Annotated in this window: 26 protein-coding genes; 16 read left to right on the top strand and 10 right to left on the bottom strand. The window is 71.9% G+C overall.

Annotated elements, in window-relative coordinates:
- Window positions 1–23: 23 nt before the first annotated feature.
- Window positions 24–746, bottom strand: a complete 723-nt coding sequence (locus LX15_RS00730) for an endo alpha-1,4 polygalactosaminidase (protein ID WP_253667463.1) — start codon at window positions 744–746, stop codon at window positions 24–26.
- A 201-nt stretch (window positions 747–947) separates the two neighbouring features.
- On the opposite strand from LX15_RS00730, the gene LX15_RS00735 reads away from it, so the two are divergent.
- The gene (locus LX15_RS00735; protein WP_253667464.1) at window positions 948–1,526 is read left to right on the top strand and encodes a TetR/AcrR family transcriptional regulator; all 579 of its coding nucleotides are present in this window, start codon (window positions 948–950) and stop codon (window positions 1,524–1,526) included.
- A 108-nt stretch (window positions 1,527–1,634) separates the two neighbouring features.
- Entirely contained in the window at window positions 1,635–2,570 is a 936-nt protein-coding gene (locus tag LX15_RS00740) for an alpha/beta fold hydrolase (RefSeq protein ID WP_253667465.1), read from the top strand.
- Between the two features lie 126 nt (window positions 2,571–2,696).
- Here the strand turns inward: LX15_RS00740 and LX15_RS00745 are convergent, their stop codons facing one another.
- Window positions 2,697–3,779: a pyridoxal-phosphate dependent enzyme gene (locus tag LX15_RS00745; protein ID WP_253667466.1), complete on the bottom strand. Its 1,083-nt coding sequence runs from the start codon at window positions 3,777–3,779 to the stop codon at window positions 2,697–2,699.
- 92 nt (window positions 3,780–3,871) lie between these two features.
- Between LX15_RS00745 and LX15_RS00750 the strand changes: the two genes are divergently transcribed.
- Complete coding sequence (locus tag LX15_RS00750; protein ID WP_253667467.1) at window positions 3,872–4,795, top strand: LysR substrate-binding domain-containing protein; 924 nt, start codon at window positions 3,872–3,874, stop codon at window positions 4,793–4,795.
- On the opposite strand, the gene LX15_RS00755 is transcribed toward LX15_RS00750, so the two are convergent.
- Window positions 4,792–4,932 carry a hypothetical protein gene (locus LX15_RS00755; RefSeq protein ID WP_253667468.1) on the bottom strand — a complete coding sequence of 47 codons (141 nt, stop codon included), beginning with the start codon at window positions 4,930–4,932 and terminating at the stop codon, window positions 4,792–4,794. The genes LX15_RS00750 and LX15_RS00755 overlap by 4 nt on opposite strands.
- A 707-nt stretch (window positions 4,933–5,639) precedes the next feature.
- Window positions 5,640–5,828 (bottom strand): hypothetical protein, encoded by a 189-nt coding sequence (locus LX15_RS00760; protein WP_253667469.1) that lies wholly within the window; start codon window positions 5,826–5,828, stop codon window positions 5,640–5,642.
- A 243-nt stretch (window positions 5,829–6,071) separates the two neighbouring features.
- Here LX15_RS00760 and LX15_RS00765 point away from each other — a divergent pair, with 243 nt between their 5' ends.
- Together LX15_RS00765 and LX15_RS00770 are read left to right on the top strand one after the other, a co-directional pair.
- Window positions 6,072–7,592, top strand: a complete 1,521-nt coding sequence (locus LX15_RS00765; RefSeq protein WP_253667470.1) for a sigma-70 family RNA polymerase sigma factor — start codon at window positions 6,072–6,074, stop codon at window positions 7,590–7,592.
- A 78-nt stretch (window positions 7,593–7,670) separates the two neighbouring features.
- Window positions 7,671–8,471 (top strand): SDR family NAD(P)-dependent oxidoreductase, encoded by an 801-nt coding sequence (locus LX15_RS00770; RefSeq protein WP_253667471.1) that lies wholly within the window; start codon window positions 7,671–7,673, stop codon window positions 8,469–8,471.
- A 638-nt stretch (window positions 8,472–9,109) separates the two neighbouring features.
- On the opposite strand, the gene LX15_RS00775 is transcribed toward LX15_RS00770, so the two are convergent.
- Window positions 9,110–9,313, bottom strand: a complete 204-nt coding sequence (locus LX15_RS00775; RefSeq protein ID WP_253667472.1) for a ferredoxin — start codon at window positions 9,311–9,313, stop codon at window positions 9,110–9,112.
- A 2-nt stretch (window positions 9,314–9,315) separates the two neighbouring features.
- The gene (locus tag LX15_RS00780; protein ID WP_253667473.1) at window positions 9,316–10,500 is read right to left on the bottom strand and encodes a cytochrome P450; all 1,185 of its coding nucleotides are present in this window, start codon (window positions 10,498–10,500) and stop codon (window positions 9,316–9,318) included.
- Between the two features lie 137 nt (window positions 10,501–10,637).
- On the opposite strand from LX15_RS00780, the gene LX15_RS00785 reads away from it, so the two are divergent.
- The 7 genes from LX15_RS00785 to LX15_RS00815 all read left to right on the top strand — a co-directional run bounded on the left by LX15_RS00785 (window position 10,638) and on the right by LX15_RS00815 (window position 16,586).
- Window positions 10,638–11,249: a TetR/AcrR family transcriptional regulator gene (locus LX15_RS00785; protein WP_253667474.1), complete on the top strand. Its 612-nt coding sequence runs from the start codon at window positions 10,638–10,640 to the stop codon at window positions 11,247–11,249.
- 201 nt (window positions 11,250–11,450) lie between these two features.
- Window positions 11,451–11,864, top strand: a complete 414-nt coding sequence (locus LX15_RS00790) for a four-helix bundle copper-binding protein (protein WP_253667475.1) — start codon at window positions 11,451–11,453, stop codon at window positions 11,862–11,864.
- Window positions 11,865–12,321: 457 nt separating this feature from the next.
- Window positions 12,322–13,014 (top strand): TetR/AcrR family transcriptional regulator, encoded by a 693-nt coding sequence (locus LX15_RS00795; protein ID WP_253667476.1) that lies wholly within the window; start codon window positions 12,322–12,324, stop codon window positions 13,012–13,014.
- A gap of 58 nt (window positions 13,015–13,072) precedes the next feature.
- Window positions 13,073–14,260 carry an NAD(P)/FAD-dependent oxidoreductase gene (locus tag LX15_RS00800; protein ID WP_253667477.1) on the top strand — a complete coding sequence of 396 codons (1,188 nt, stop codon included), beginning with the start codon at window positions 13,073–13,075 and terminating at the stop codon, window positions 14,258–14,260.
- Entirely contained in the window at window positions 14,257–15,471 is a 1,215-nt protein-coding gene (locus LX15_RS00805; RefSeq protein WP_253667478.1) for a cytochrome P450, read from the top strand. The genes LX15_RS00800 and LX15_RS00805 overlap by 4 nt, the downstream gene beginning before the upstream one ends.
- A gap of 17 nt (window positions 15,472–15,488) precedes the next feature.
- A complete protein-coding gene (locus LX15_RS00810) occupies window positions 15,489–15,683 on the top strand; it encodes a ferredoxin (protein WP_253667479.1) in 195 nt (64 codons plus the stop codon).
- Window positions 15,684–15,992: 309 nt separating this feature from the next.
- A complete protein-coding gene (locus LX15_RS00815; protein ID WP_253667480.1) occupies window positions 15,993–16,586 on the top strand; it encodes a fascin domain-containing protein in 594 nt (197 codons plus the stop codon).
- 285 nt (window positions 16,587–16,871) lie between these two features.
- On the opposite strand, the gene LX15_RS00820 is transcribed toward LX15_RS00815, so the two are convergent.
- The gene (locus LX15_RS00820) at window positions 16,872–17,708 is read right to left on the bottom strand and encodes a class I SAM-dependent methyltransferase (protein ID WP_253667481.1); all 837 of its coding nucleotides are present in this window, start codon (window positions 17,706–17,708) and stop codon (window positions 16,872–16,874) included.
- A gap of 187 nt (window positions 17,709–17,895) precedes the next feature.
- Between LX15_RS00820 and LX15_RS00825 the strand changes: the two genes are divergently transcribed.
- A complete protein-coding gene (locus LX15_RS00825) occupies window positions 17,896–18,465 on the top strand; it encodes a helix-turn-helix domain-containing protein (protein ID WP_253667482.1) in 570 nt (189 codons plus the stop codon).
- Here LX15_RS00825 and LX15_RS00830 read toward each other — a convergent pair.
- On the bottom strand, window positions 18,401–18,937 hold the full coding sequence (locus LX15_RS00830) for a phenolic acid decarboxylase (protein ID WP_253667483.1): 537 nt from the start codon (window positions 18,935–18,937) through the stop codon (window positions 18,401–18,403). The genes LX15_RS00825 and LX15_RS00830 overlap by 65 nt on opposite strands.
- Here LX15_RS00830 and LX15_RS32915 point away from each other — a divergent pair.
- Both LX15_RS32915 and LX15_RS00840 read left to right on the top strand, forming a co-directional pair.
- Entirely contained in the window at window positions 18,910–19,047 is a 138-nt protein-coding gene (locus LX15_RS32915) for a hypothetical protein (RefSeq protein WP_253667484.1), read from the top strand. The two genes, LX15_RS00830 and LX15_RS32915, sit on opposite strands and share 28 nt — an antisense overlap.
- Before the next feature lie 140 nt (window positions 19,048–19,187).
- Window positions 19,188–20,117, top strand: a complete 930-nt coding sequence (locus tag LX15_RS00840) for an alpha/beta fold hydrolase (protein ID WP_253667485.1) — start codon at window positions 19,188–19,190, stop codon at window positions 20,115–20,117.
- Between the two features lie 165 nt (window positions 20,118–20,282).
- Here LX15_RS00840 and LX15_RS00845 read toward each other — a convergent pair whose 3' ends face one another.
- A complete protein-coding gene (locus LX15_RS00845; RefSeq protein ID WP_253667486.1) occupies window positions 20,283–21,050 on the bottom strand; it encodes an SDR family oxidoreductase in 768 nt (255 codons plus the stop codon).
- Window positions 21,051–21,112: 62 nt separating this feature from the next.
- Here LX15_RS00845 and LX15_RS00850 point away from each other — a divergent pair, with 62 nt between their 5' ends.
- Window positions 21,113–22,090, top strand: coding sequence for a helix-turn-helix transcriptional regulator (locus tag LX15_RS00850; protein ID WP_253667487.1), 978 nt, complete (start codon window positions 21,113–21,115; stop codon window positions 22,088–22,090).
- A gap of 25 nt (window positions 22,091–22,115) precedes the next feature.
- Here the strand turns inward: LX15_RS00850 and LX15_RS00855 are convergent, their stop codons facing one another.
- Window positions 22,116–23,402 (bottom strand): FAD-binding protein, encoded by a 1,287-nt coding sequence (locus tag LX15_RS00855; RefSeq protein WP_253667488.1) that lies wholly within the window; start codon window positions 23,400–23,402, stop codon window positions 22,116–22,118.
- Between the last annotated feature and the right edge of the window lie 294 nt (window positions 23,403–23,696).

Raw genomic sequence — 23,696 nt, forward strand, 5'->3', positions numbered from 1 at the left:
GTGCCCCGCCAGGCACGTGGACGTCAGGCGCCGGCCCAGCGCCGGGCGTCGAGGTCGACGTTCTTGCGGATGGAGCTGAAGCCGAGCGGCGCGGTGACGGGGGAGAACCGGCGGACCGGCAGCTCGTACTCGACGTGGAACACCGCCTTGCCGGCCTCCACGAAGGGCAGCAGCGCCGTCCACTCCTCGTACTCCACGCACTGCTCGTTGACGGCGAAGTCGAAGTGGTCGACGAGGTCGGGGATCTGCGCCAGGTCGTTCTTCAGGCCCACGGCCAGCCCGCGCTCGTGGGCGAGGTCGGCGATGAACCGGTTGTAGGTGAGCTGGTCCTCGGCGGTCAGGGGGAAGCCGGTCCGGTGGGTGTAGGCCTCGACCATGTCCGGTTCGACGGCGTCGAACCCCTTGTCCCGGCACATGTCGAAGCGGCGCGCCATGATCGGGCCGAGGACGTCGAGGCGGCGGATGTCCAGCCAGCGCTCGTCGGACCACCCGCGCACCTTCTTGCCCAGCACCTCAGGGGGGAAGTCGGCGTAGTCGGGCCGGTACTCCTCCGCCGCCCCCACGTCGACGTAGGCGATCACGCGGCGTCCCGCGGCGTGGAGGGCGGCCACGACCTCGGCGTCGTTCTCGAAGGCGTCGATGTCGTAGACCGGCACGTCGACGTCGAGCTTCACGGGCGTGGTGAGCTGGTACTGCCACTGGAGGCCCGGGGTGGGGCGCCACCAGGTTCCTGCGGAACGCGACACGGTGTGTCCTCCGGTGAGATCCGTCGCTGGGGGACACCCTGCCGGCTCGGCGCGCGCCGCACCATCCGCCCGACGCATGGCACCCGTTCGGCCGCGCGGGGCGTCGGCCCCGGGCCGCCGGTCGCGGGCGCCGTGACGGTCCGGTGGCCGGGCCGACCGCTGATTCTTGACCGAACGATCAAGTATGGATAGGTTCTCGGCGTGGGCAGGACCAAGGAGTTCGATCCGGACGCGGCGCTGCGCGCCGCCATGGACCTGTTCTGGCGGCAGGGCTACGAAGCGACCTCCATGCAGGACCTGTGCGAGCACCTCGGGCTGGGCAGGGGCAGTGTCTACGGCGCGTTCGGCGGCAAGCGCGAGCTGTTCCTCATGGCCGTGCGGCGGTACGTCGAGGACAGCAGGGAGTCGCTCCTGGCGCGCCTGTCGACCTCGGGTTCCGCCCTCGACGCCGTGCGGGGTTTGGTGCGGGACTACGCCGAAACCGCGCTCCAGGAGGCCGGGCGCAAGGGCTGTCTGCTGACCAACACCGCGGTGGAGCTGCCGGCCGACGAGGAGGCCCAGCGCCACGTGGAGTCGGGGCTGGAGACCATGGAGGTCCTGCTCACGGCCACGTTGATGCGCGCGAAGGCGGAGGGGGAGCTGTCGGAGGACAGGGACCCGGTCGTGTTGGCGCGGTTCCTGGTGACCCTGCTCCAGGGGATCCGGGTCGTCGGCAAAACCCCGGTGCGCCAACGCTTCCTCGACGACACCGTGGACCAGGCCCTCGCCCTGCTCGCCTGACCCGACGCCCCGACGCCCTCGTCTTCGCCGACCCCGTCGGCTCCCAACCTCTCGACCTTTCTCCTGCCCTTTTATTGGACCGATCGTTAAAGAATGTGGAGGGGGACCATGACCGCCCCGAACCCGGTGCCGACCGACGCCGAGCTGGCCGCCTCGCTGGACGGCGACTTCACCAGCGCCCACGCCGAGGTCAACGGCACCCGCCTGCACCACGTCACCGGCGGCGCGGGCGAGCCCCTGGTGCTGCTCGGCGGTTGGCCGCAGACCTGGTGGCAGTTCCGCAAGGTGATGCCCGCGCTGGCGCGGCGGTTCAGGGTGACCGCCGTCGACCTGCGGGGCATGGGCTCCTCGGCCAAGCCGGAGACCGGCTACGACAAGCGGACGATGGGCGAGGACATCCACGAGCTGATCCGCCACCTCGGCCACGAGTCGGCGTTCGTCGCCGGCCACGACATCGGGGCCTCGGTCGGCTACCACCTCGCCGCGAACCACCCGGAGTCGGTGCGGCGACTGGTCACCATCGACCTGGGCGTGCCGGTCGACTCCTGGCTCCGCATCCCCATGCTGCCCGCCTCGGACGAGCAGCAGGTGGCGTTGGAGACCGGCCGGGGCGGCTACCCGTGGTGGTTCGCGTTCAACCAGCTCCGCGAGTTGCCCGAGCGCCTCCTCGTCGGCCGGTTCCGGCACGTGATCGACTGGTTGTACGGGCACATGCTGGTCGACCAGGCGTCCGTCGAGGAGGAGGCCCGCCGGGTCTACGCCCACGCCTACGACAACCCGGACGCGATCCGCGCCGGCAGCGGGTGGTACCAGACGATGCGCCAGGACGTCGCGGCCCTCGCCACCTACGCCCCGGTGACGGTGCCGATCCTGACGCTGGCCGGCGAGTCCAGCTACGCCGCGCTGCGGGAGCAGATGAGCCCGGACCTGGGCACCGACATCCGGGTGGTCGAGATGAAGGGGAGCGGGCACTACGTTCCCGAGGAGGCCCCGGACGTGGTGGTGCGGGAGCTGACCGAGTTCTTCGAGGCGCACGAGGGTTGAGCGCGGCGAGGCCCGCCGGGAACCGGGGCGGGAGACCGCGGTTCCCGGCGGGCCGGTTTCCTCGCGACACCCGTTGGCGTCACCGGCTCCGGCCGTCGCGAGGAAGCATCCACAGTGGACGGGAGGTCAGACCTGGTTCTCCCCGTGCGGGTTGGCCCGCACCCCCTCGGTGCTCAGCAGGACGACCGTCGCGGTCGGACCGACGCCCAGCGCGGAGCGGCTGTCGGGGTCGGCCAGCACGGCCCGGAGCCCGGCCAGCGAGGCGGCGCCGCAGGGGCCGGAGGAGACACCGAGCCGGGCGAGGTCCCGCGCCGCGCGCGCACTGTCCTCATCGGACACCGCGACGGCGGCGTCCAGACCGTCGCGCAGGAAGGGCCAGGCGAGGCTGGACGGAGTGCCGCAGTTCAGCCCGGCCATCGTCGTGACGCCGGTCGTCACGGTCACCGGCCTCTGCTCGCGCAGGCTCTCCAGGACGCACGCGGCGGCCTCCGGCTCCACCGACAGCAGGGCGGGGCCACCGGGCTGGGCGCGGTAGTGCGTGACGGCGGCCTGGGCCAGCGACCCCACCCCGACCGGGACGGCGACCAGGTCGGGCGCGTCGACGCCCACCCCCGCGAGCTGCGCCTCGATCTCGGTGAACAGGGTGGAGTACCCCTCGACGATCCACCCCGGGATCTCCTCGTACCCGGGCCACCCCATGTCCTGCACGAGCACGGAGCCCGGCTCCGCCGCCGCGGCGTCGGCCCGCCGGACGGCGTCGTCGTAGTCGCCGGCGACCTCGGTGACCGTGGCCCCCTCGTCGGCGATGGCGGCGACGGCCGCCGGGTGCACCCCCCTGGGCACGAAGACGTGAGCCCGCTGGCCGAACAGCCGGGCCATCCGGGCCAGCGCCCGGCCGTGGTTGCCGTCGGTGGCGGTCACCAGGCGCACCTCGGCCCCCGGCTCCCGCGCGGACAGGACCCGGTGGACCGCCCACGAGGCGCCCAGCGCCTTGAACGCGGGCAGCCCCAGGCGGCCGGACTCGTCCTTCACGAACACCCGGCCCACGCCCAGTTCGCGCGCCAGCTCGGGGAGCCCGACCAGGGGAGTGGGCGCGTAGTCGGGAAGGCCCGCGTGGAAGCGCTGGACCTCGGCGGGAGCGGGCGTGGTCGTCACCGTGCGGGCGTCGCGGAGGGCGAACCAGGAGCGACGAAGGGTGTTCTGCGGCACGCGCCCAGCCTGACGCCCGCTCCACCCCTCGGTCCAGCGCATGTTTCCGAGCGATATCGTTCGGAAAATCCGATCGATCGGGGGAGCGGGCGATGTTCGACCTCCACCGTCTGCGCCTGCTGCGCGAGCTGAAGCACCGGGGCACCCTCGCGGCGGTCGCGGCCGCCCTGTCCTACAGCCCGTCCTCGGTCTCCCAGCAGCTCTCCCTGCTGGAGACGGAGGTCGGCGTTCCGCTGCTGGAGCCGGTCGGCCGGCGGGTCCGGCTCACCGAGCAGGCCGAGATCCTGGTCGCCCACACCGAGGCCGTGCTCGAACGCCTGGAACGCGCCGAGGCGGACATCGCCTCCTCGCTCACCGAACTGACCGGCGCCCTGCGCGTCGCGTGCTTCCAGACCGCGTCCCTGACCCTGGTGATCACCGCGTTGACCCTGCTCCGCGACACCCACCCGCGCCTGCGCGTCCACGTCACGCAGGTCGAGCCGGAGATCGCGCTGCCAGCGCTGCTGGCCAGGGACCACGACCTCGTGATCACCGAGGAGTACCCCGGCGACCCTCACCCCCGCGTCGCCGAGCTGGACGTGGAACAGTTGTGCGAGGACCCGCTGCGCCTGGCCCAGCCCAGGGGCACGCGCGTCGCGCGCTCCGGGAAGGGCGCCGTGGGGCCGACCGAGGCGCTCCGCGCGCTGGCCGGACACCCGTGGGTCCTGGAGCCCGAGGGGTCGGCGGCCCGGCGGTGGGCGATCTCCCTCTGCCGTCAGGTCGGCTTCGAGCCGGACGTGCGGTTCGAGTCCAGCGACCTGCTCCTGCACCGGCGGCTCGTCGAGCGCGGACTCGCGGTGGCGCTGCTCCCGGACCTGGTGTGGGAGGGGCGGCGGCCGACCGTCCCGCTGCGACGCCTCCCGCGCGGTCACCAGGCCCGCCGGCTGCTCACCGTCGTGCGCGCCGGGCGCGGTGGTCATCCCGCGATCCGCGCCTGTCGCGCCGCGCTTCGCGAGGCCGCCGGCACCCTCTCCTAGGTCGTGTCTGACGGATCACGGAGCCAGTCGAGCAGACCAACAAGCTCCAGCCCACCCAGGTAGTCGAGGGCCAGCCGGTCGTAGCGGGTGGCGATGCCGCGACAACCCTTGAACCGGTTGAAACAGCGCCCGACCATGGTGCGTCGCGTGTCGATCTGTGTGCTGAAGGTGTGGGGATGCCCGCCGACCGAGCCGCGACGGCGCGGTTCTCGACCTGGTCACTCCTTCTCTGGATAGTCGATCTGATCGTCCGGGCCAGGTGTTCCCGGTTGGCGCGGCTGGAGTAACCCCTTGTCCACGATCACCCGCTCCGGCCTGACGCACGGGCGCGGCGCCCGGGCGGTGACGCGGACATCGGCCAGACCCTCCTCGAACACGATGATGGTGCAGCCAGAGACAGGCTGGATTCCACCGACACCACCCAGTCCCACTCCCTGGCCAGGTTCGCCCTCGCGGACCTGGTTGACCAGGTGACTCCAGGTGCCGTCCGCGCTCCAGCGCGACTGCCGCTCACCCAGCGTCTGCCACGGCCCGAACCGTTCCGGCGCCTCCCGCCAGAGGCACCACCTGTGCGGTCCTTGGAGGCGATGCCCTCGATCAGGCTGAGGTGTGATCACACCACCCTGCCGCCCCGGCACGGCGACCGATCCGGCAACCCTTGCAAAGGCAGTGGCGTTCGCACTCGATGTCGGTCGTGTCGATCCGTGGCTACGTCGACTACCGCGCCCTGTTCGCACGTGCCTTGCCATGGAGCGCAATGGTTGCGCGGTCGGGCTCTGCTGCGGTGGCGGAGTGTCCGGCTGATCATGTAGGACCTGCCCCGGTATGGGACGCGGAAGACCGTCTACCCCGGTTCTGGCGCTGGCCCGGGCAGCGCACGCACCGTGTTGTTGCCCAAGGTCCGCGTGGTGGCGGAGGCGGCGACCGCGTCGGTGTAGCGCTCGGCGGTCTCGATCGGCTTGGCTCCTGTCGCGTCGACGACGGGGTCAACGGTGTCGACCAGTCCGTCGGCGTCGGTGGGCCCCGTGGTCATGGTGATCCTTCGCGTGGAGAGAGGAGAGCGGGAGCGCGGAAGTGGTGCGCGCGGCAGGAAGTTGTGTCCCGCTCACCCTCCTCGGCTTCTCCAGAATTGCGCAGTCTCGTGCTTTCCGGGCTCGTGCGCCCTCTCGGGGTGTCGTCGCTCATCTGTTCGAGCCTTCGCACACCGACATGATCGTTCCCCGTGTACGTTCATCCGTAACGGTGATCTCGCGTGACGTTTTCGGGGTGATGCTCCGTGTCCGAGGCTCGGTGCAGGACCTGCGGCGGGGCGTTGCCGCGGCAGACCGCCCGACGGGGGAGGGCCGCCGTCTACTGCTCGGCCGCGTGTCGGCAGAAGGCGTACCGCTCCCGCCAGACCCCGTCCACGGACGAGGCGGTGTACCGCCTGATCGCCGACATCGAGCGGCGGGTGCGGCTGCTGGTGCCGCGGATGCCGTTGAAGTTCTACGCCGAGGTGACCGAGCTGTCCTCGTCGGTCGGCAGGTTACGGCGCATCGCGCGGATCGCCCGGGACGCCGCCCAGGCCACCGCCGGCCCGAGGGACGTCACGGATATCGTCACGCCACAAAACGTCACGGCCGGCTCGGTGACGAATTCCCGCCCGGCGTCCGGCGCGGTGGCGGCGGACAACGCCACGCCGGACCGTGTGACGGAAGACGACGTGACGGAAACCGGCGTGACCGGGGCCGGGACGGGGGACGACGACAGCCGCGCCGACGTGACCAGGGACGACACGGTCGCGGAGACCCTGCGCTCCGGGGACGAGTGGGTCTTCGCGGGCCTGGTGGAGCCGTTCCGGCGCGAGCTCCAGGTGCACTGCTACCGGATGGTGGGCTCCTACGACGACTCCGAGGACCTGGTGCAGGAGACCTTCCTGCGGGCGTGGCGGGCCAGGGACGGCTTCGAGGGGCGCTCCGGGTTCCGCGCCTGGCTGTACCGGATCGCCACCAACGCCTGCCTGGACTTCCTGCGCCGCAACTCGCGCCGGCCGCAGCCCTACGAGCCTGTTCCCGGAGCCGACGCCGACGGTGTCACCCCGCCGTCCAGGGTGACCTGGTTGCAGCCCTACCCCGACGAGCTGCTCGTCGACGTGGCCTCCGACGACGTGCGCCCCGATGAGGCGGCCGTGTCCCGGGAGACGATGGAACTGGTGTTCCTGGCGGCCATCCAGCACTTGCCGCCGAGGCAGCGCGCCGTGCTCGTCCTGCGGGACGTGCTGGGTTGGTCGGCCGCGGACACCGCCCAGCTTCTGGAGATGAGCGTGGCCTCGGTCAACAGCGCGCTGCAACGGGCCCGCCCGACGCTGCGCCGACACCTGCCGGAACGCCGCGCCGACTGGACCGCCGCCGCCCGGCCGACCGAGGAGGAGCGCGAGATCCTCCAGCGGTACATGACCGCCGCCGACCAGGCGGACGCGGACGCGGTCGCCGAGCTGCTCAGCGAGGACGTCGTCCTGACGATGCCGCCGAACCGGCTGTGGTTCGCCGGCCGCGAGGCGATGATGTCGTTCATCCGGCCCTCGGTCGACCCGTCCTCGCCGCACTACCTGGGCCGGTGGAAGCACCTGCCCACGTCGGCGAACCGGCAGCCGGCCACCGCCGGCTACCTCCAGCGCCCCGGCACCACCGTCTACCGCGCGCAGGTCCTCGACGTGCTGCGGATCGAGGGCGGCCGGATCGTCGAGATCACCTCGTTCGAACCGCACCTGTTCCGCGCGTTTGGCCTGCCGCTGACCCTGCCGGGGCGCGACGTGTGAGGGGACCGATGAGTTCCCGCGCTCCTGTGCGTCTTCTTTCCTGCGTGCTGTCGAGCACGTGACGAGAAGACGACGGACGTGAGGACGAACATGGTGCTGGACAAGAAGAACGCGGTCATCTACGGCGGCGGCGGGGCGATCGGCAGCGCGGTCGCGAAGGCGTTCGCCGCGGCGGGCGCGAACGTCCATCTCGTGGGCCGGACCAAGGAGACCCTCGACGCGGTGGCCGGGGAGATCACCGCCGCCGGGGGGAACGCCTCGGTCGCCGTGGTGGACGCCACCGACGAGGCCGCCGTGGAGGCGCACGTGAAGTCCGTGGTGGCCGACGCGGGCACCCTGGACATCTCGCTCAACCTCGTCACCCGTGGCGACGTGCAGGGCGTCCCGCTGCTCGACCTGCCCACCAAGGACGTCGTGGGGCCGGTCGCCACCGGCCTCACCGCGAACTTCGTCACCGCGCGGGCCGCCGCCCGCCAGATGGTCGAGCAGGGCTCCGGCGTGATCCTCGCGCTCAACAGCGGCTCGGCCCACGGCAGCCCGATGATGGGCGCCACCGGCCCCGCCGACGCCGCGATCGACGCGTTCGTGCGCAACCTGGCCGCCGAGATCGGCCCGCGCGGCGTGCGCGTGCTGGGCGTGTGGACCGCCGGCCTGCCCGAGACGCTCTCCCGGGAGAAGCTCGCCACGTTCAGCGGTGGCGTGATGATGGAGGAGGAGGCGTTCCAGGGCATCCTCCAGAACCTGGACCAGATGCGGATGACCAGGCGGTCCCCGCGCCTGAGCGAGGTCGCCGCCACCCTCACCTTCCTGGCCTCGGACCACGCCGCCGCCATCACCGGCACCTTCGTCAACGCCACCAGCGGCATGTTCCCGAGCTGAGGCGGCGCGTCGGGCGCAGAACCGCCCCCAGAGCCACTCCCAGCGACGCGTACCGCCTCACCACGACGAACGACGCCTGTCCCGCCAGGGGACGGCGTCGTTCGTCATTTCTGCGGAGGGGAGTGCGCGGCGCTGGGGTTCGAGGGTTCCTCGTCGACAAGAACGTCCTCAGTGGACAGTTCCTACATCCCGGAGCCCGCCCCGGAACCCACCCACCTTCCTCAGGGCAGCCCCCCACCCTTCCCGGGGGGCGAGCCCCGCTCCAGCCTACCGCGAAGTGCCTCACGAGCCAGGCTGTTCCCGTCTCCTGTGGAGGAATTCGGGGGACTGTGGACAACTCCGGAGTGTCATCGTCCCCCGGAACACCTCCCATTCCGATGGCCCGTTTGAGGGGCGCGAGCCTCGGTCGAGCGGCTTGAGGCCCCCTCGCTCGTAACCAAGACACATGGCGGTGACAGTGACATCTCGACCGAGACGCTTCGAAAGAGACAGCGCGAAAAAGACAACGTGAAAGAGACGGCGCGAAAGAGACAGCGCGGTGGTCACATGGCGACGGGCCACCCCGAGGGCCAGGCTGACCACCCTCGTCACACCTGGCCCCGTGGTGACCCGCCGCGTCCTCAACCGCCGAAGACGGATCAGGCTTCCTCGCTCAGGGACAGGGCGCCCGACGGGCAGAGGCGGACGGCCTCCCGAGCCCGCTCCCGCAGTTCCGCCTCGGGCCTGGTGACGAGGACGACCACGCGGCCGTCCTCGTCGTCCTGGTCGAAGAGTTCGGGCGCGGTCAACGCGCACATCCCCGCCCCGACGCACACCTCCCGGTCGGCACGGATCTCGGCCATGGTCAGTCCTCCCAGGTCACGGGGAGGCGGTGCACCCCGAAGATGAGCATCTCGTCGCGCAGTGGCACCTCCTCCTGGGGCACCGCCAGCCGCAGGGTCGGGAAGCGGCGGAACAGGGCCGGGAAGGCCACCCGCATCTCGACCCGCGCGAGCTGTTGGCCCAGGCACTGGTGGACGCCGTGCCCGAAGGCGACGTGCCCCGAGGTCTGCCGGGTGAGGTCGAGGGTGTCGGGGTCGGCGAACCGCTCCGGGTCCCGGTTGGCCACGGGCAGGCTGACCATGACGGTCTCGCCCGCCCGGACCGTGACGCCCTCGACCTCGACGTCCTCCAGCGCGGTGCGGAGGGTTCCCGGGACGATCGCGAGGTAGCGGAGGAGTTCCTCGACCGCGTTGTCCACGGTGTCCGGGTTGGTGATCACGGGGATCTGCTCGGGGTGCGCCAGCAGCGCGAGGGTGCCCAGACCGAGCATGTTCGCGGTGGTGTCCAGCCCGGCGCCCAGCAGCATGAACGCGAGGTTGGTCAGCTCCTCGTCAGTCAGCCCGGCCCCGTCGACGACCAGGCCGCCGAGCAGGTCGTCGGTCGGCGTGCTCCGCTTCTCCCGCACCAGCTCGCCGAGGTAGGTGAGGATCCCGACCAGCGTGCGCTGCTGTTCCTCCGGTGTGGCGTCCTGGCGGGACAACTCGGCGACCTGCTGGCCGAACCGCTCCCGGAACTCGTCGGGCACGCCGAGCAGTTCGCAGATCACCATCGCGGGGATGGGCCGGGCGTAGGTCGCCACGAGGTCCACCGGCGGCCCGGCCGCCGCCATCCGGTCGAGGTGCTCCTCGGCGAGCTGTTCGATCCGCGCGGTGAGCTGGCGCATCCGGCGGACCGTGAACTGGCCGGTGAGCAGGTGCCGGTAGTGGGTGTGGTCCGGCGGGTCCATGCCGATGAACATGCCGGGAGGCGCGGGCGGGAGCGACCCGCCGCTGGGGCTGAGGTTGCCCCTCAGCTCCTGTCGGGCGCTGAACCTCGGGTCGGCGAGCACCGAGCGGACCGTCGCGCGCCGGACGACCACCCATCCGAGCCTGCCGTCGGGCAACCGCAGCGGGGCGATCGGCCGCCCCTCGCGCATCGCCATCAGCTCGCTCGGCGGGTCGAAGGGTCCGGCGTTGGCCAGAGGAAACGTCAGGGGTTCTGTCGTCATCGTCGTCGTCCTCACCAGATGGTGGCCGCACGGGTGTCGTGTGGCCCCCTGTGTCGTCCTGAGACTCCGCCGGCAAAGTTACATCGGGTGTAACCGTACAGCAAGGGTAACTTTGCTACTGATGTAAACTTTTCCCCATGCACGAGTCGCGGCGCGAGCGGAAGAAGCGGGAGACCCGTCGGCTGCTCACGGAGACGGCCCTCCGGCTGTTCGCCGAGCAGGGGTACGAGCGGACGACGGTCGCCCAGATCGCCGCGGCGGCGGACGTCGCGACCAAGACGTTCTTCAACCACTTTCCCAGCAAGGACGACGTGCTGTTCGCCGACAGCAGGGACAGCGTGCGGACCGCGCTCGACGTGATCGCCGACCGGCGGGAGGGGGAGAGCGTCGCCGACCTGCTGACCCGCGCCTACGAGGCCATGCTCGCCGGGTACGACGAGCGGGGGAGTGGGCTGCGCGACCCCGAGCTGATGGAGATCTACCCCGCCCTGGTCCGGTCGGTGCCCTCGCTCCAGGCCAGGGCGCTCCAGGTCGCGTTCGACATGCAGCGGGACATCGCCGTGGCGCTGGAGAGGGCCTGCCCCGACGAACTCGACCCGGTCACCGCCGCCGCCGTGGTCGGCGCGTTCGTCGGAGCCGTGCAGGCGGCCACGCTCAGGAGCCTCGAACTCGAACAGTCCGAAGAGGACTTCTGGGCGGCCATGCGGCGCGGTGTGGACGTCGCACTCGGCGGCATCCGCGCGTACTGATCCGTCGACTCTCGGCGAGAGCCCCGGGTGCGGGCCACCGGTGACGCGCCGGGGCCGCCCGGTCGCGCGGCCCTGTGGCCGACGCCAACCCCGTCGCCGCGCGTGTCGGCTGTCCCGGACGGGTAGCCGAACCGAAGGCAGCCCGTGCCGACCCGCGGCGCAGGGCCGCGGGGCGGGGTGCGACGGAAGGTGGTGACCGTGATGACGCAGGTCGCGGAGATGCTCCGCACCTACCCGGCGGACCTGGGTCGAGTGGACCGCGAGGCGCTGATGCGCTGCATCGAGGAGTGCTACTCCTGCGCCCAGGCGTGCACCGCGTGCGCCGACGCGTGCATGTCGGAGGCCGACGACATGCTCCCGATGCTCCGCAAGTGCATTCGTTCCTGCGAGGACTGCGCGGACGTGTGCGACACGACCGGCCGCATCCTGTCCCGCCACACCGGCTACGACGCCAACATCACGCGCGCGGTGCTGGAGGCGTGCGCGACCGTGTGCCGTGCCTGTGGCGACGAGTGCGCGAGCCACGCCGACCGGCACGACCACTGCCGGGTGTGCGCGGAGGCGTGCCGGAGCTGTGAGCGGGCGTGTCGGGAGCTGGTGACCTCACTGGGCTGAGGACTCGCTGGACAGAGTTCACCGGGCTGGAACGGGCGGCGGCCTCGCTGGGCTGGGGCGAGGGGCCGAGCGGGAGGCCCGGTGCGGATGTTGGTGGCGGGAGCCGGATTCCGGCTCCCGCCACTTCGTGTCCTCCGGTCCTGTCACGCGAGACCCTGGATGACCCTCCCTCTTTTTAAGTCAGTTGATTGACTTACTTCGGCGCCGGGTGCACGCTGTGCTCCAACAGGCCTTCACGGAGAGGGAGCGCGTGGTGACTCCGAGCGAGGTGAGCGACCTGGTGCGCGGCCCGGTCCCCCTCGACGCGCCGACGCCGCCCGCTCCCGCGCACCGAGGTTCGAGTGCCGCCGCGCACGCTGCCGTCGTGGGAACTCGCGGTCCCGGTAGAGGATCTGCATCGGATCGAGGGGGCCGCCGTCGGCGGGCTCCAGGAACTACCGGTGCGATGGTGATGACGATGAGCGGGACTGTCAGCAGCGATCCGGGGCGGACGTTGCGGGCGGAGCGGGCGCACGCGACCCGCGAGCTGATCCTGACCGCGGCGGAACGGCTGTTCGCCGAGCACGGGGTGCTCGCCGTGTCCAACCGACAGGTCAGCGAGGCAGCCGGCCAGGGCAACAACACGGCCGTCGGCTACCACTTCGGGACCAAGGCCGACCTGGTGCGGGCGATCATGCGCCGGCACGCCGCACCGATCGAGGAGATCCGTCGGCGCAGGGTGGCCGAGATCGGCGACAGCGCGGACCTCAGGGACTGGGTCTCCTGTCTGGTGCGCCCGGTCACCGAGCACCTGGCCGCGCTGGGCAGCCCCACCTGGTTCGCCCGGTTCGCCGCGCAGGTGATGACCGACCCGTCGCTGCGCCCGATCATCGCCGAGGAGGCGCTGTCGTCGCCGTCGCTGGTCCGGATCGTGGAGGGGCTGAACCGGTGCCTCCCCGACCTGCCGCCCGAGACCAGACTCGAACGGGCCGAGATGGCCCGGCAGCTCCTGGTGCACCTCGTCGCCCACCGGGAACGCGCGCTCGCCGAGGGCGCCCCCACTCTCCGGGCGAGCTGGCACGACACCGCGAACGGGCTGATCGACGCGCTCGTGGGGTTGTGGCTGGCGCCCGTCACGTCTCCCGCACCACCCGAGGAGGAACAACCGTGACAGTCTTCGTGGACCGGGACGGGCGTCCCGGAGCCGCCGACCCGGTCAGCGTGAACGCGTGAGCGCCCCGGGCCACGTGCTGGTCGTCGGCGCCTCGGTGGGCGGCCTCACCACCGCGGAGTCCTTACGCCGCAGGGGTTTCACGGGCCGTCTGACCCTGCTGGACGCCGAGCCGCGCCAACCCTACGACCGGCCGCCACTGTCCAAACAGGTCCTCGCCGGGGTCTGGCCGCCGGAGCGCGTCCCGTTGCGCCAGCCAGAGACCCTGTCCGCATTGGACGCGGAGTTCCTCCTCGGCGACCCGGCCGCCGGTCTGGACGTCGCTGAGCGGACCGTCCACACCGTGGGCGGACGCGTTCTGACCGCTGACGTCGTGGTGGTGGCCACCGGGCTGCGGCCCCGCACTCTCCCCGGGCAGGCCGGCCTGGCCGGCGTCCACGTGCTCCGCACCCTCGATGACGCCATGGCGCTCCGCGCCGACCTGCTCCGCTGCGCGCGGCTCGTGGTCGTCGGCGACGGCGTGCTCGGCGCCGAGATCGCCGCCTCCGCGCGCGGAATGGGCGTGGAGGTCACCATGGTCGGCCCCCAACCCGCGCCCCTGACGTCGCGGTTCGGTCCGCTGGTCGCGGGAGTGCTCGCCGAACTGCACACCGAGCGCGGGGTGGACCTGCGGCCCGGAGCCGCGGTCACCGGGCTCACCGAGCGGCACGGGCGGGTCACCGGCGTGTGCCTGGAGGGCGGCGAGGTGCTGCCGGCCGACGTCGTGGTCGTCGCGCTCGGCGGCGAACCCGTGACGGACTGGCTCGCGCACAGCGGCCTCGACGTGGACGACGGGCTGATCTGCGACTCCCGTTGCCGCGCGGCCGAAGGAATCTACGCCGTGGGCGACGTGGCCCGCTGGCACCACGAGGCGCTGGGCGTGGCGGTGCGGTGGGAGAACCGGACCAACGCGGTCGAACAGGCGGTCGCGGTCGCCGGCGACATCCTCGGCGACGACCAGCCCTACACCCCGGTGTCGTACTTCTGGACCGACCAGTTCGACGCCAGGATCCACGTGCACGGGGAGACGTCCCCCACCGCTGAGGTGTCCATTGTGGAGGGTGACGTCGCGGAGCGCCGTTTCGTCGCCGCCCACCGCCGCGACGGCGGGGTCATCGGCGTCGTCGGCTGGAACATGCCGAAACAGGCCAGGCTGCGCCGACGGGAACTCGTCGGGGCTTCGGTACTCGTGGGAGGGAAGTCATGACCGGAACGATCGACCCGGTGGCCGAGCAGACTCCGGCGTTCCCGGCGGCGCGGGCGGCCGGCTGCCCGTTCGACCCGCCGCCCACCGTCCAGGCGCTGCGGGAGCGGACCCGGCTGACCAGGGTCCGGCTGGCGGACGGCAGCACGCCGTGGCTGGTGACCCGGTACGACGACCAGCGCGCGTTGATGGCCGACCCGAGGATCAGCTCGGACGTCACCCGGCCCGGCTTCCCGAGCCCCTCGCCCGTCAGGGGGCGACCCCTCAGCTTCATCCTCATGGACGACCCGGAACACGCACGGCTGCGGCGCATGGTGACCGCGCCGTTCGCCATCCGCCGGGTGGAGGCCATGCGGCCCACCGTGCAGAAGATCGTGGACGACCTGATCGACGAGATGCTCGCCGGCCCCAGGCCGGTGGACCTCGTCCAGGCTTTCGCGCTTCCCGTGCCCTCGCTGGTGATCTGCCAACTGCTCGGCGTGCCCTACGCCGACCACGACTTCTTCCAGGACAACAGCCGGGTCCTCATCAACAGGGACGTGACGCCCGAGGAGCGGTGGGTGGCCGTGGACCGGCTGTCCGCCTACCTCGACCGGCTGATCGGCGAGAAGCTCGACCACCCGGAGGACGACCTGCTGTCGTCGCTGGCCGACCGGGTCGGGAAGGGGGAGCTGACCCGGCCGGAGGCGGCCCAGATCGGCGTCCTCATGCTGGTCGCCGGGCACGAGACCACCGCCAACATGATCGCGCTCGGCACGCTCGCCCTGCTCGAACACCCCGACCAGCTCGCCCTGCTCCGCGAGTCGGACGACCCGGCGCTGGTCGCCTCCGCCGTCGAGGAGCTGTTGCGCTACCTGCACATCACGCACAACGGGCGGCGCCGCGTCGCGCTGGCCGACATCGAGATCGCGGGTCAGGTCATCCGGGAGGGCGAGGGCGTGATCCTGCCCAACGACATCGCCAACCGGGACCCCGAGGCCTTCCCCGACCCCGACCGGCTGGACATCCGGCGCGACGCCCGCCGGCACGTCGCCTTCGGGTTCGGACCGCACCAGTGCCTCGGCCAGCCCCTGGCCAGGATGGAGCTCCAGGTCGTCTACGGCACCCTCTACCGCCGCATCCCCACGCTGCGGCTGGCCGCGCGGCTGGACGAGATCCCGTTCAAACACGACGGCGCGGTGTACGGGGTGTACGAGCTTCCCGTGACGTGGTGACCCCCTTGGAGGAACTGATGAAGGTGACCGTTGACCAGGACAGGTGTGTCGCGTCGGGCCAGTGCGTGACGGCCGCCATGGCGGTGTTCGACCAGCGCGACGAGGACGGGGTCGTGGTGTTGCTCGACCCCAACCCTTCGGCGGAGCTGGCCGAGGACGTCCGCAACGCGGCGGCGTTGTGCCCGGTGATGGCCATCATGGTCGAGGAGTGACGTCAGGAGCACGCGGGGCGCGCTGGCCGCACAATCGTGGCCAGCGCGCCCCCGTTCCTCTCCGGGACTTCCGTCAGTTGACGGATTTCTTGTGCCGGGTGCGGGCGTTTGATAGCCCTGATCCTGGTTTCGCTGTGCCACGAGCCGAGGAGGTCCTGATGCTCCGCCGCCAGCGGCGCGGGACTTCCGACTCCTCGCTGCCCCGTTCGCTGGTCACAGCCGTGGCGCCGCGCCTGTCGCGCGCCGCGAGCCGCCGGTGTCGAACGGGGCCGCCCGAGCGGCCCACAACCGTTCCCGAGGAGTGATCAGATGAGCACGTGGAGATCCCGAACGGCCCGCGCCGTCGCGGTGGCTGCCGCCGCTGTCGCCGCGCTGACCCTGGCGTCGGCCGCCCACGCGAGCACGCCGACCGCCAGCGCACAGGCGTGGCCGTCGTTGTCCGAGTTCGTCGCCGACCACGTGCGCGGCGGCTCCGTTCCCGGTTGTCGGGACGTGACGATCCGGTCGGCGGCCAACGGGAAGTTCGTGGCGGCCGAACTGAACTACGCCCGCGACTTCGCCGCGATGCTCCGCGCCCGGTCGGACGCGCCGGGGGCGTGGGAGGTCTTCAACGTCTGTCTTGACGGGAGCAACTCCACCATCCGCTCCACCGCCAACGGGAAGTTCGTGGTGGCGGAGCTGAACTACGGCCGCGACGTCCAGGCCCTGCTGCGTGCCCGGTCGGACGCGCCGGGAGCCTGGGAGCGGTTCACCATCTCCCAGTCGTGCGGTGGCGGGTGCGTGACCATCCAGTCCAGCGCCAACGGGAAGTTCGTGGCGGCCGAACTGAACTACGGTCGCGACGTGTACGCGATGTTGCGTGCTCGCGGCGACACGCCCAGCACCTGGGAGTCATTCGTCTGATCGGCGCGGACAACCTGGTCCCGACGCCCCTCGTGTGGGCGTCGGGACCAGATGGCGTCGACAGTTCTCCCGTCGTCGGGCAGGTGGGGAAGCCCGCGGCGGGACTGTGTTTGTCAAAGAGGTGCTTGTCAAAGAGGTGCTTGTCAAAAAGATGCTTGTCAAAGAGGCGGTTGCCAGAGAGGCGGTTGCCAGAGAGGCCTGAGAGGACCACGGGGCACCCCGCGAGGCCGCACGGGAAAGGGAGTCAGGACGGCGCCGCCCGACTCCGGACAGCGCCGCCCCGGATCAGCCCTTCGCCTTGACTCCGAAGTGGACGGTCTTGGCGGTCAGCAGGAAGAGGTCCTGGCGACGGTCGACGCCCGCCGGGTCCTCCGGGTCGAGCAGCCGGTCCAGCGTCGCGACGTCGTCGGCGTCGAGGACCTCGGCGAACATGCCGCGCTGCCGCTCCAGCATCTGGCGCACCGCCCGCCTCGGCCCGTCGGCCAGGGGCGCGGGGTGGTCCACCAGGAAGCTCCTGCTGCGCACCTCGGTGAGGCCGGCGGCGCGCAGCATCCCCGCCCAGTCCTCGACCACCGACACCGTGCCGGGCAGCTCGGCCCGCATCCGGTTGAAGCGGTCGGCCATGGCCACGTCCAGCCGGGTCTGGAGGCCGGGGCGCCCGAAGCCGAGGTCGCGCGGCAGCGACCGGGCCGGCAGCCCGCCCTCGACGATCGCCAGGACCCCGCCCGGTTCGAGCAGGCCGGCCAGCAGGTCGAGCGCGCCCTGTTGGTCGCCGACGTGGTGCACGACCTGGCCCGACCACACCAGGTCCGCCCTGGGCAGGTCGGCGAGCCCCTCGGGGAACTCGGCCACCCGCGTCCTCAGCCGGACGCCCAGCCGCTCGGCCCGCCGCTCGGCGCGGGCCAGCAGCTCCGGCGACCCGTCCACCGCGACCACCTCGGCCTCGGGGAACACCTCCGCCATCCGGCAGGCCGCCACCCCGGGGCCGCTGCCCACGTCGAGCACCCGGCGCGGGGCGAGGTCACGCAGCTCGTCGAGGGCCTGCCGCACGTACGGGCTGTGCGCCTCACCCTCCAGCTCCAGCATGTCGGCCATCGCGGCCCAGTCGAAGTCGTTGTCCACACCCACTCCAGCCGTTCGTCCCTGTGCTCTGCCCCACGTCGCCCTGCCCGACGGGTCCGGTGGGCGGCGCTGGTGGTCCCGCCCGCGTCCTCGCCGCCCCCACCCTCTCGGCGGGGCGCCGCAGCACCGACCATGCCCGGCGCGCCGATGGTTTGACAAATCCTGTTGCTGTTTCTGCAATAGGGGGATGGATGACGTGCTCGCCGCCGTGGGACCCAGGCTCAAACAGCTCCGCCAGCAGCGCCAGTGCACCCTCGCCGCGCTGTCCGAGGCCACCGGGATCTCGGTCAGCACCCTGTCCCGCCTGGAGTCGGGGCAACGCAAGCCGAGCCTCGAACTGCTGCTGCCGATCGCGCACGCCCACCAGGTGCCGCTGGACGAGCTGGTCGGCGCGCCCCCGATCGGCGACCCCCGGGTGCGGATGAAGCCGGTCCGGCGCGGAGACATGACGATCGTGCCGCTGACGCAGCAGCCCGGCGGGTTGCAGGCGTACAAGATGCTCATCGGCGCCTCCCGGAGCAAGCCCGACCTGCGGACCCACGAGGGCTACGAGTGGCTGTACGTGCTGAGCGGGAAGCTGCGGCTGATGCTGGCCGAGCACGACGTCGTGCTCAAGGTGGGGGAGGCCGCCGAGTTCGACACGCGGGTGCCGCACTGGTTCGGCAGCACGGGGGAGGGGCCGGTGGAGATCCTCAGCCTGTTCGGCCCGCAGGGCGAGCGCATGCACGTGCGCGCCAAGCCCCGTGGCCGGGAGTGACCAGCACACCGACGCGACCAGCCCGCGCCCACCCAGCCGCTGCCAGACCTGATGGCCGGCAGGACTGAGGCCCGCTATTCCTCTCCGATCGGCGGCCAGGACCTGCCCGGGCTCCGGAGGCGGCCGACCTGTGCCCCGAGGCCGGCCGTCGCCGGCTGTCCTGGGACCGGGCCGAGTACCACGACGTCGCGCACGGGCGCGGAGGCAGCGGGACGCTCGGCCCCCGAGTGGCGGCCGTTGCCGCCCTGGCCACGGCGACCCGGGCTGGAGGCACCACGACGCTCCGACGGATGAGCAGCGGGGTCTGGGCGACGTGGCGCGCGCCCACGGAGATGACCGAGTCGTCGAGGCCGACGTACTCGTCGAGGGTGATCGTGGCGAACTCGGGGACGACGTAGATCGGGTAGGTGGGTCCCTGGTCGCGGGCGAGCGGACGCTGCGCACGTGGTTGACGACGACGTCGGCGGACCACTCCAACGCAACGAGGTGGTGTTGCGGTCCTTCGCCCTGTGGACGGTCGACCCCGGGCAGGCCCAGGACTTCCTGCGCGAGGAACTGGAGTACCACCGTGAGACCGAATGAGCCCCGCGACGCCTGGCCGCGCCGACGCGACGGCGGGTCGTCGACGGGACGGCGGGTCGTCGACGGGACGGCGGGTCGACGGAAGACCGCCGCGGACAGTGAAAGACAGCGGAAGACGGAAGACAGCGGAAGGACGCCAGGTGGCCACGAGCGCTCCCGAGGACCGCACCCTCGAACTGGAGGACGGGCGGCACCTGGCGTACACCGTCTTCGGTGACCCCGCCGGTCGGCCGTGCTTGTTCGTGCACGGCTTCTCCTCGTCCCGCTGGGCCGCCGGGTGGACGCTCGGTCAGGAGCACGCGCGTCGACACGGCGTGCGCCTGATCGCGGTGGACCGGCCCGGCTACGGCCGGTCCACCGCGCGTCCCGGGCGCGGATTCCTGGCGTGGGCTCACGACGCCTCGGCGCTCGCCGACCATCTTGGTCTCGACCGGCTCGCGGTGATCGGCGTGTCCATGGGGGCCGCACCCGCACTGGCGTTGGCAGCGCTCCGCCCCGACCTCGTGTCCAGCGCGACCGTCCTCAGTGGAATGCCGCCGATCGACCCCGGGGAGCGCTGGCGACCCGACAGCCGGTCCGACGCCCTGTACTGGGCGCTGGCCCGACACGCGCCGGGGCTGTTGGGCGTCCTGTGCGCCACCTCTGCGCGGGCCATGGCCTCCGCCGCCGACGGCGACCCCGGCCGGCTCGTCGGCCAGGTCGAGCGGACGCTCCCCGAGGCGGACCGCCGGGTCCTGCGCGAGTTGTTGGTCGCGGAGCACGGCGACGCCCGCGCGGCGTTCGCTGCCGACGTGCGCGAGAGCAGTCGGCAGGGCGGTGCCGCGATGGTCGACGACCTGCGGCGGCACCTGCGGCCGTGGGGGTTCGACCCGGCCGAGGTCCGCGGGCCGGTCTTCCTCTGGCACGGGCTGGACGATCCGAAGGTGCCGGTCTCGCTGGCGCGTCGCCTGGCCGACAGGCTCCCCACCGGCAAGACCAGGTTCGTGCCCGGTGGGCACCTCGCCGCCTTCGCGCACCGGGACGAGATCTTCGACCAGATCACGTCAGCCTGGTCCGACCACCGTGGATGACGTGTCCTCTGTGGACACACAGAGGACGGTTGATGTCGAGGCCGCGTTCTCAGGGATTTCGGCTGGCACAAGGGAGATCGGTGCCGCGACCAGTGCGGTCGCGGCACCGACACGCGGAACCGTTCTCGGGTGAGCGAGCAAACGTCGGCCTCAGGGGACGTGTGCTCAGACCAGGCCGCCGTTGGCGTGGATGGTCTGACCGGTGATCCACCCGCTGTCCGGGCCCGCGAGGAAGGCCACGACGCCGGCGACGTCCTCGGGCAGGCCGACCCGGCCGAGCGGGGTCATCTGGGCGACGCCGCCCAGCACCTCGTCCGGGACCGCGCCGCGCAGCATGTCCGTGTCGGTCGGCCCGGGAGCGACGGAGTTGACGGTGACACCCCTCGCCCCGACCTCCTTCGCGGCCACCCGGACGAACTGGTCGACGGCGGCCTTGCTGGCCGCGTACACCGCCTCTCCCCGCGTGGCGTAGACGGCGCTCATGGACGAGACCGCCACGATCCGCCCGCCGTCCCGCAGTCGGGGCAGTGCGTGCTGGATCGTGAAGAACACGCCCTTGGCGTTGACCGCCATCAGCCGGTCGTAGTCCGCCTCGCTCGTCTCCGCGATGGTTCTCGACAACGAAGCCCCGGCGTTGACGACCAGGACGTCCAGCCCGGGCAGGCCGGCCGCGCCGAACCGCCGGTCCGCCTCGGTGAACAGGCCCTCCACGGCGGCGAGGTCCGCCTGGTCGGCCCGGACCGCCCACGCCACGCCCCCGGAGGCCCGCACCTCCTCCACCACGCGGTCCGCGCCGGCCTCGTCCTCGCGGAAGCTGAACACCACGGACGCGCCCTCGGCGGCCAGGCGCAGCACGACCGCCCGCCCGATGCCCCGCGAACCACCGGTCACCACGGCGGCACGACCGGCCAGAACCTTGCTCTCGTGACTCATGCGACGCACGCTAGGAGCCATCGCGGCCAGGATCGGGCCGCGATCGGCCGCATACTCGGACCATGGTGGACACCTCGGCCCGGCTGCTCCGGCTGCTCGCCCTGCTCCAGACCCGACGGGACTGGGCGACCGCCGACCTGGCCGAGCGGCTCGGTGTCGCCGCCCGCACGATCCGCAGGGACATGGGCCGCCTGCGCGGCCTCGGCTATCCGGTGCACTCCACGCCCGGCGTCGCCGGCGGCTACCGGCTCGGCGCGGGAGCGGCCCTGCCGCCGCTGCTGCTCGACGACGACGAGGCCGTGGCGGTCACGGTCGGACTCCGGACAGCCGCGGATGGGTCGGTCTCCGGCATCGAGGAGGCCTCGGTGCGCGCGCTGGCCAAGCTCGAACACCTGCTGCCCGCCCGGCTCCGCCACCGGGTCGCCACCGCGCGGGCCATGTCCGTGCCGTCGCCCAGCCCGGGCCCCAAGGTCGACGTCTCGGTGCTCACGGCGCTCGCCGCGGCCTGTCGCGACCACCACCAACTGCGGTTCGACTACCGCGACCACAACGCCGTCACCAGCCTCCGCACGGTCGAGCCGCACCACCTCGTGTACACCCGTCACCGCTGGTACCTCGTGGCGTTCGACCGCGACCGCGAGGACTGGCGCAGCTTCCGCGCGGACCGCCTCACGCCCCGCGTCCCCACCGGACCCCGTTTCACGCCACGGCAACCGCCGGCCGAGGACCTGGTCGGTTTCGTCACCCGAGGAATCGCCGACGCCCTCTGGCGGTACCGGGCCCGCGTCGTGGTGCGCGCGCCGGCCGCGTCCGTGGCCGATCGTCTGCCGCCAACCTGGGTGCTGGAAACCACCGACGCCGACACCTGCGTGCTCGACGCCGGAGCCGACACCCCGCACATGCTCGCCGTCTACCTCGCCGCCCTCGACGTCGACTTCGACGTCCTCGACGCGCCCGAACTCACCGAACGGCTCGGCGTGTTGGCCCGTCGGTTCACGCGTGCCGCCAGTAGCACACCGCAAGAAACCCCGCAGGAGTAATGCGGACAAGCGTTTCCTTGTGCAGTCAGCGTCTTTCGTCGGCGCGGTCTCCCGCTGACCCGGCGTGGTCCACCAGGAACCAGTCTTCGATCAACCGGTTCGCGAACTTCCGCGACGGGTCCATGTCCTGACGCAACGCGCGGAACTCCGCCCAGTACGGGTATCGGCTCGCCAGCAGTCGTGGGGACGTCATCGAGATCTTCCCCCAGTGGGGGCGAGGAGACCACGGGTCGAGCGCGTGCTCGATCCGGGGAAGGACCCGGGAGACCGCGCCCGCGTCCGGCCGCCAGGTGAAGTGCACGGCCACGCTCGCCCGGTGGTGGCTCGGGCTGAGCCAGTGCGGTTCCGCCCCCACCGTGCGGATTTCCGAGACCTGGAGAACGGGTGTGATCAGGGGCGCGAGTTCCCGCAGCGCCCGCAACACCTCCGTCATGCGGTCCCGGGGGAGGAGGTACTCGGACTGGAGTTCGGCGCCGGCGCTGGGGACGCGGTCGGGGCGGAAGTGGGGGAGACGTTCGTGCCAGGGACCGGGGACGCCCAACTGGGGAGTGCAGTTCTCGGCCGACAGGTGCGCGATCGGATGCCGGGGTCGGGACGCCTTCCGCGCCCCTGTCCAGGTCAGGTCCACCGGCGCGTCGTCGGAACGCCGCTTCACCCAGACCGAGGGGGACCGGCGCCAGTCGGTGAAGACACTCACGGCGGAGGCGCAGGCGAAGATCTCCGCGCCACCGTCCAGCAGCGAGGACCAGGGAAGGTCCTCGTAGACGTGCTGCTCTACCTCGAAGGTCGGGACCAGGTCCAACTCCAGATGCGTCACGACCCCGAGCGCGCCCAGTGAGACGACCACGCCCTCGAACCGGGGCGAGCCCCGAGAGATCGTCCTGACCTCACCGTCCCCGGTCACCCACCGCACCGCCCGTACCGCGCTCGCGAGGCTCCCGACGTCGTTGCCGGACCCGTGGGTGGCGGTCGCGCACGCGCCGCCCACCGAAATGTGAGGCAGGGACGGAAGAATGGGCAGAGCCAGAGCACGCTCGTGCAGGCGTGGCGCCAGTTCACCCAGGGTGGTCGCCGCGCTGACCCATGCGGTGCGGCTGTCAGCGTCGACCTCGACGGTGCGGGGAAGCCGGTCGAGCCGCAGAAGAGTCCTGGACGTCTCCACGAGCGCGCTGAACGAGTGACCGGTGCCCATCACTCGCACCTGTCCGGCTTCATTCACCAGCTCCTGAAGATGTTCCACGCTGACAGGCGCGTGCACATTCCTCGGGGAGAACACGACGTTTCCCGCCCAGTTCCGCACGGCCTGACTCATCGCGCTCCTCGCGTCAGTCGGGAAGTTCGCCTCGGACACGCGCCCGGACCACCGCTGCTTCTCTGTATGAGGAGCGTGTCCCACGTACCCGTCGTCCACGCGTGACCTGCGGATGTCCCGTCTCGCCAGACGTTCTCCCGATCCCACTTGATCTTAACGGTTCGGCTGCCGACCCGGTTACCCCCAGGGCATCAGGGCGTTCTCCCTCCACCCTCGTCACCGCCATGAGCCAACAAGACCTTCGCTGAACCCAATTTTCCTTGGCCACAGGCCATTCCGGAGATCGGCCGAACG

It is taken from the genome of Streptoalloteichus tenebrarius (genome assembly GCF_024171885.1).
Taxonomy (GTDB): domain Bacteria; phylum Actinomycetota; class Actinomycetes; order Mycobacteriales; family Pseudonocardiaceae; genus Streptoalloteichus; species Streptoalloteichus tenebrarius.

Excerpts from the sequence above, each read along its gene's own strand:
- LX15_RS00815 (WP_253667480.1), top strand. The coding sequence starts at position 15,993 with ATGAGCACGTGGAGATCCCGAACGGCCCGCGCCGTCGCGGTGGCTGCC.
- LX15_RS00790 (WP_253667475.1), top strand. The coding sequence starts at position 11,451 with ATGACGCAGGTCGCGGAGATGCTCCGCACCTACCCGGCGGACCTGGGT.
- LX15_RS00780 (WP_253667473.1), bottom strand. The coding sequence starts at position 10,500 with ATGACGACAGAACCCCTGACGTTTCCTCTGGCCAACGCCGGACCCTTC.
- LX15_RS00750 (WP_253667467.1), top strand. The coding sequence starts at position 3,872 with ATGTTCGACCTCCACCGTCTGCGCCTGCTGCGCGAGCTGAAGCACCGG.
- LX15_RS00855 (WP_253667488.1), bottom strand. The coding sequence starts at position 23,402 with ATGAGTCAGGCCGTGCGGAACTGGGCGGGAAACGTCGTGTTCTCCCCG.
- LX15_RS00740 (WP_253667465.1), top strand. The coding sequence starts at position 1,635 with ATGACCGCCCCGAACCCGGTGCCGACCGACGCCGAGCTGGCCGCCTCG.
- LX15_RS00850 (WP_253667487.1), top strand. The coding sequence starts at position 21,113 with ATGGTGGACACCTCGGCCCGGCTGCTCCGGCTGCTCGCCCTGCTCCAG.
- LX15_RS00785 (WP_253667474.1), top strand. The coding sequence starts at position 10,638 with ATGCACGAGTCGCGGCGCGAGCGGAAGAAGCGGGAGACCCGTCGGCTG.
- LX15_RS00810 (WP_253667479.1), top strand. The coding sequence starts at position 15,489 with ATGAAGGTGACCGTTGACCAGGACAGGTGTGTCGCGTCGGGCCAGTGC.
- LX15_RS00845 (WP_253667486.1), bottom strand. The coding sequence starts at position 21,050 with ATGAGTCACGAGAGCAAGGTTCTGGCCGGTCGTGCCGCCGTGGTGACC.
- LX15_RS00760 (WP_253667469.1), bottom strand. The coding sequence starts at position 5,828 with ATGACCACGGGGCCCACCGACGCCGACGGACTGGTCGACACCGTTGAC.
- LX15_RS00755 (WP_253667468.1), bottom strand. The coding sequence starts at position 4,932 with ATGGTCGGGCGCTGTTTCAACCGGTTCAAGGGTTGTCGCGGCATCGCC.
- LX15_RS00805 (WP_253667478.1), top strand. The coding sequence starts at position 14,257 with ATGACCGGAACGATCGACCCGGTGGCCGAGCAGACTCCGGCGTTCCCG.
- LX15_RS00795 (WP_253667476.1), top strand. The coding sequence starts at position 12,322 with ATGAGCGGGACTGTCAGCAGCGATCCGGGGCGGACGTTGCGGGCGGAG.
- LX15_RS00775 (WP_253667472.1), bottom strand. The coding sequence starts at position 9,313 with ATGGCCGAGATCCGTGCCGACCGGGAGGTGTGCGTCGGGGCGGGGATG.
- LX15_RS00825 (WP_253667482.1), top strand. The coding sequence starts at position 17,896 with ATGGATGACGTGCTCGCCGCCGTGGGACCCAGGCTCAAACAGCTCCGC.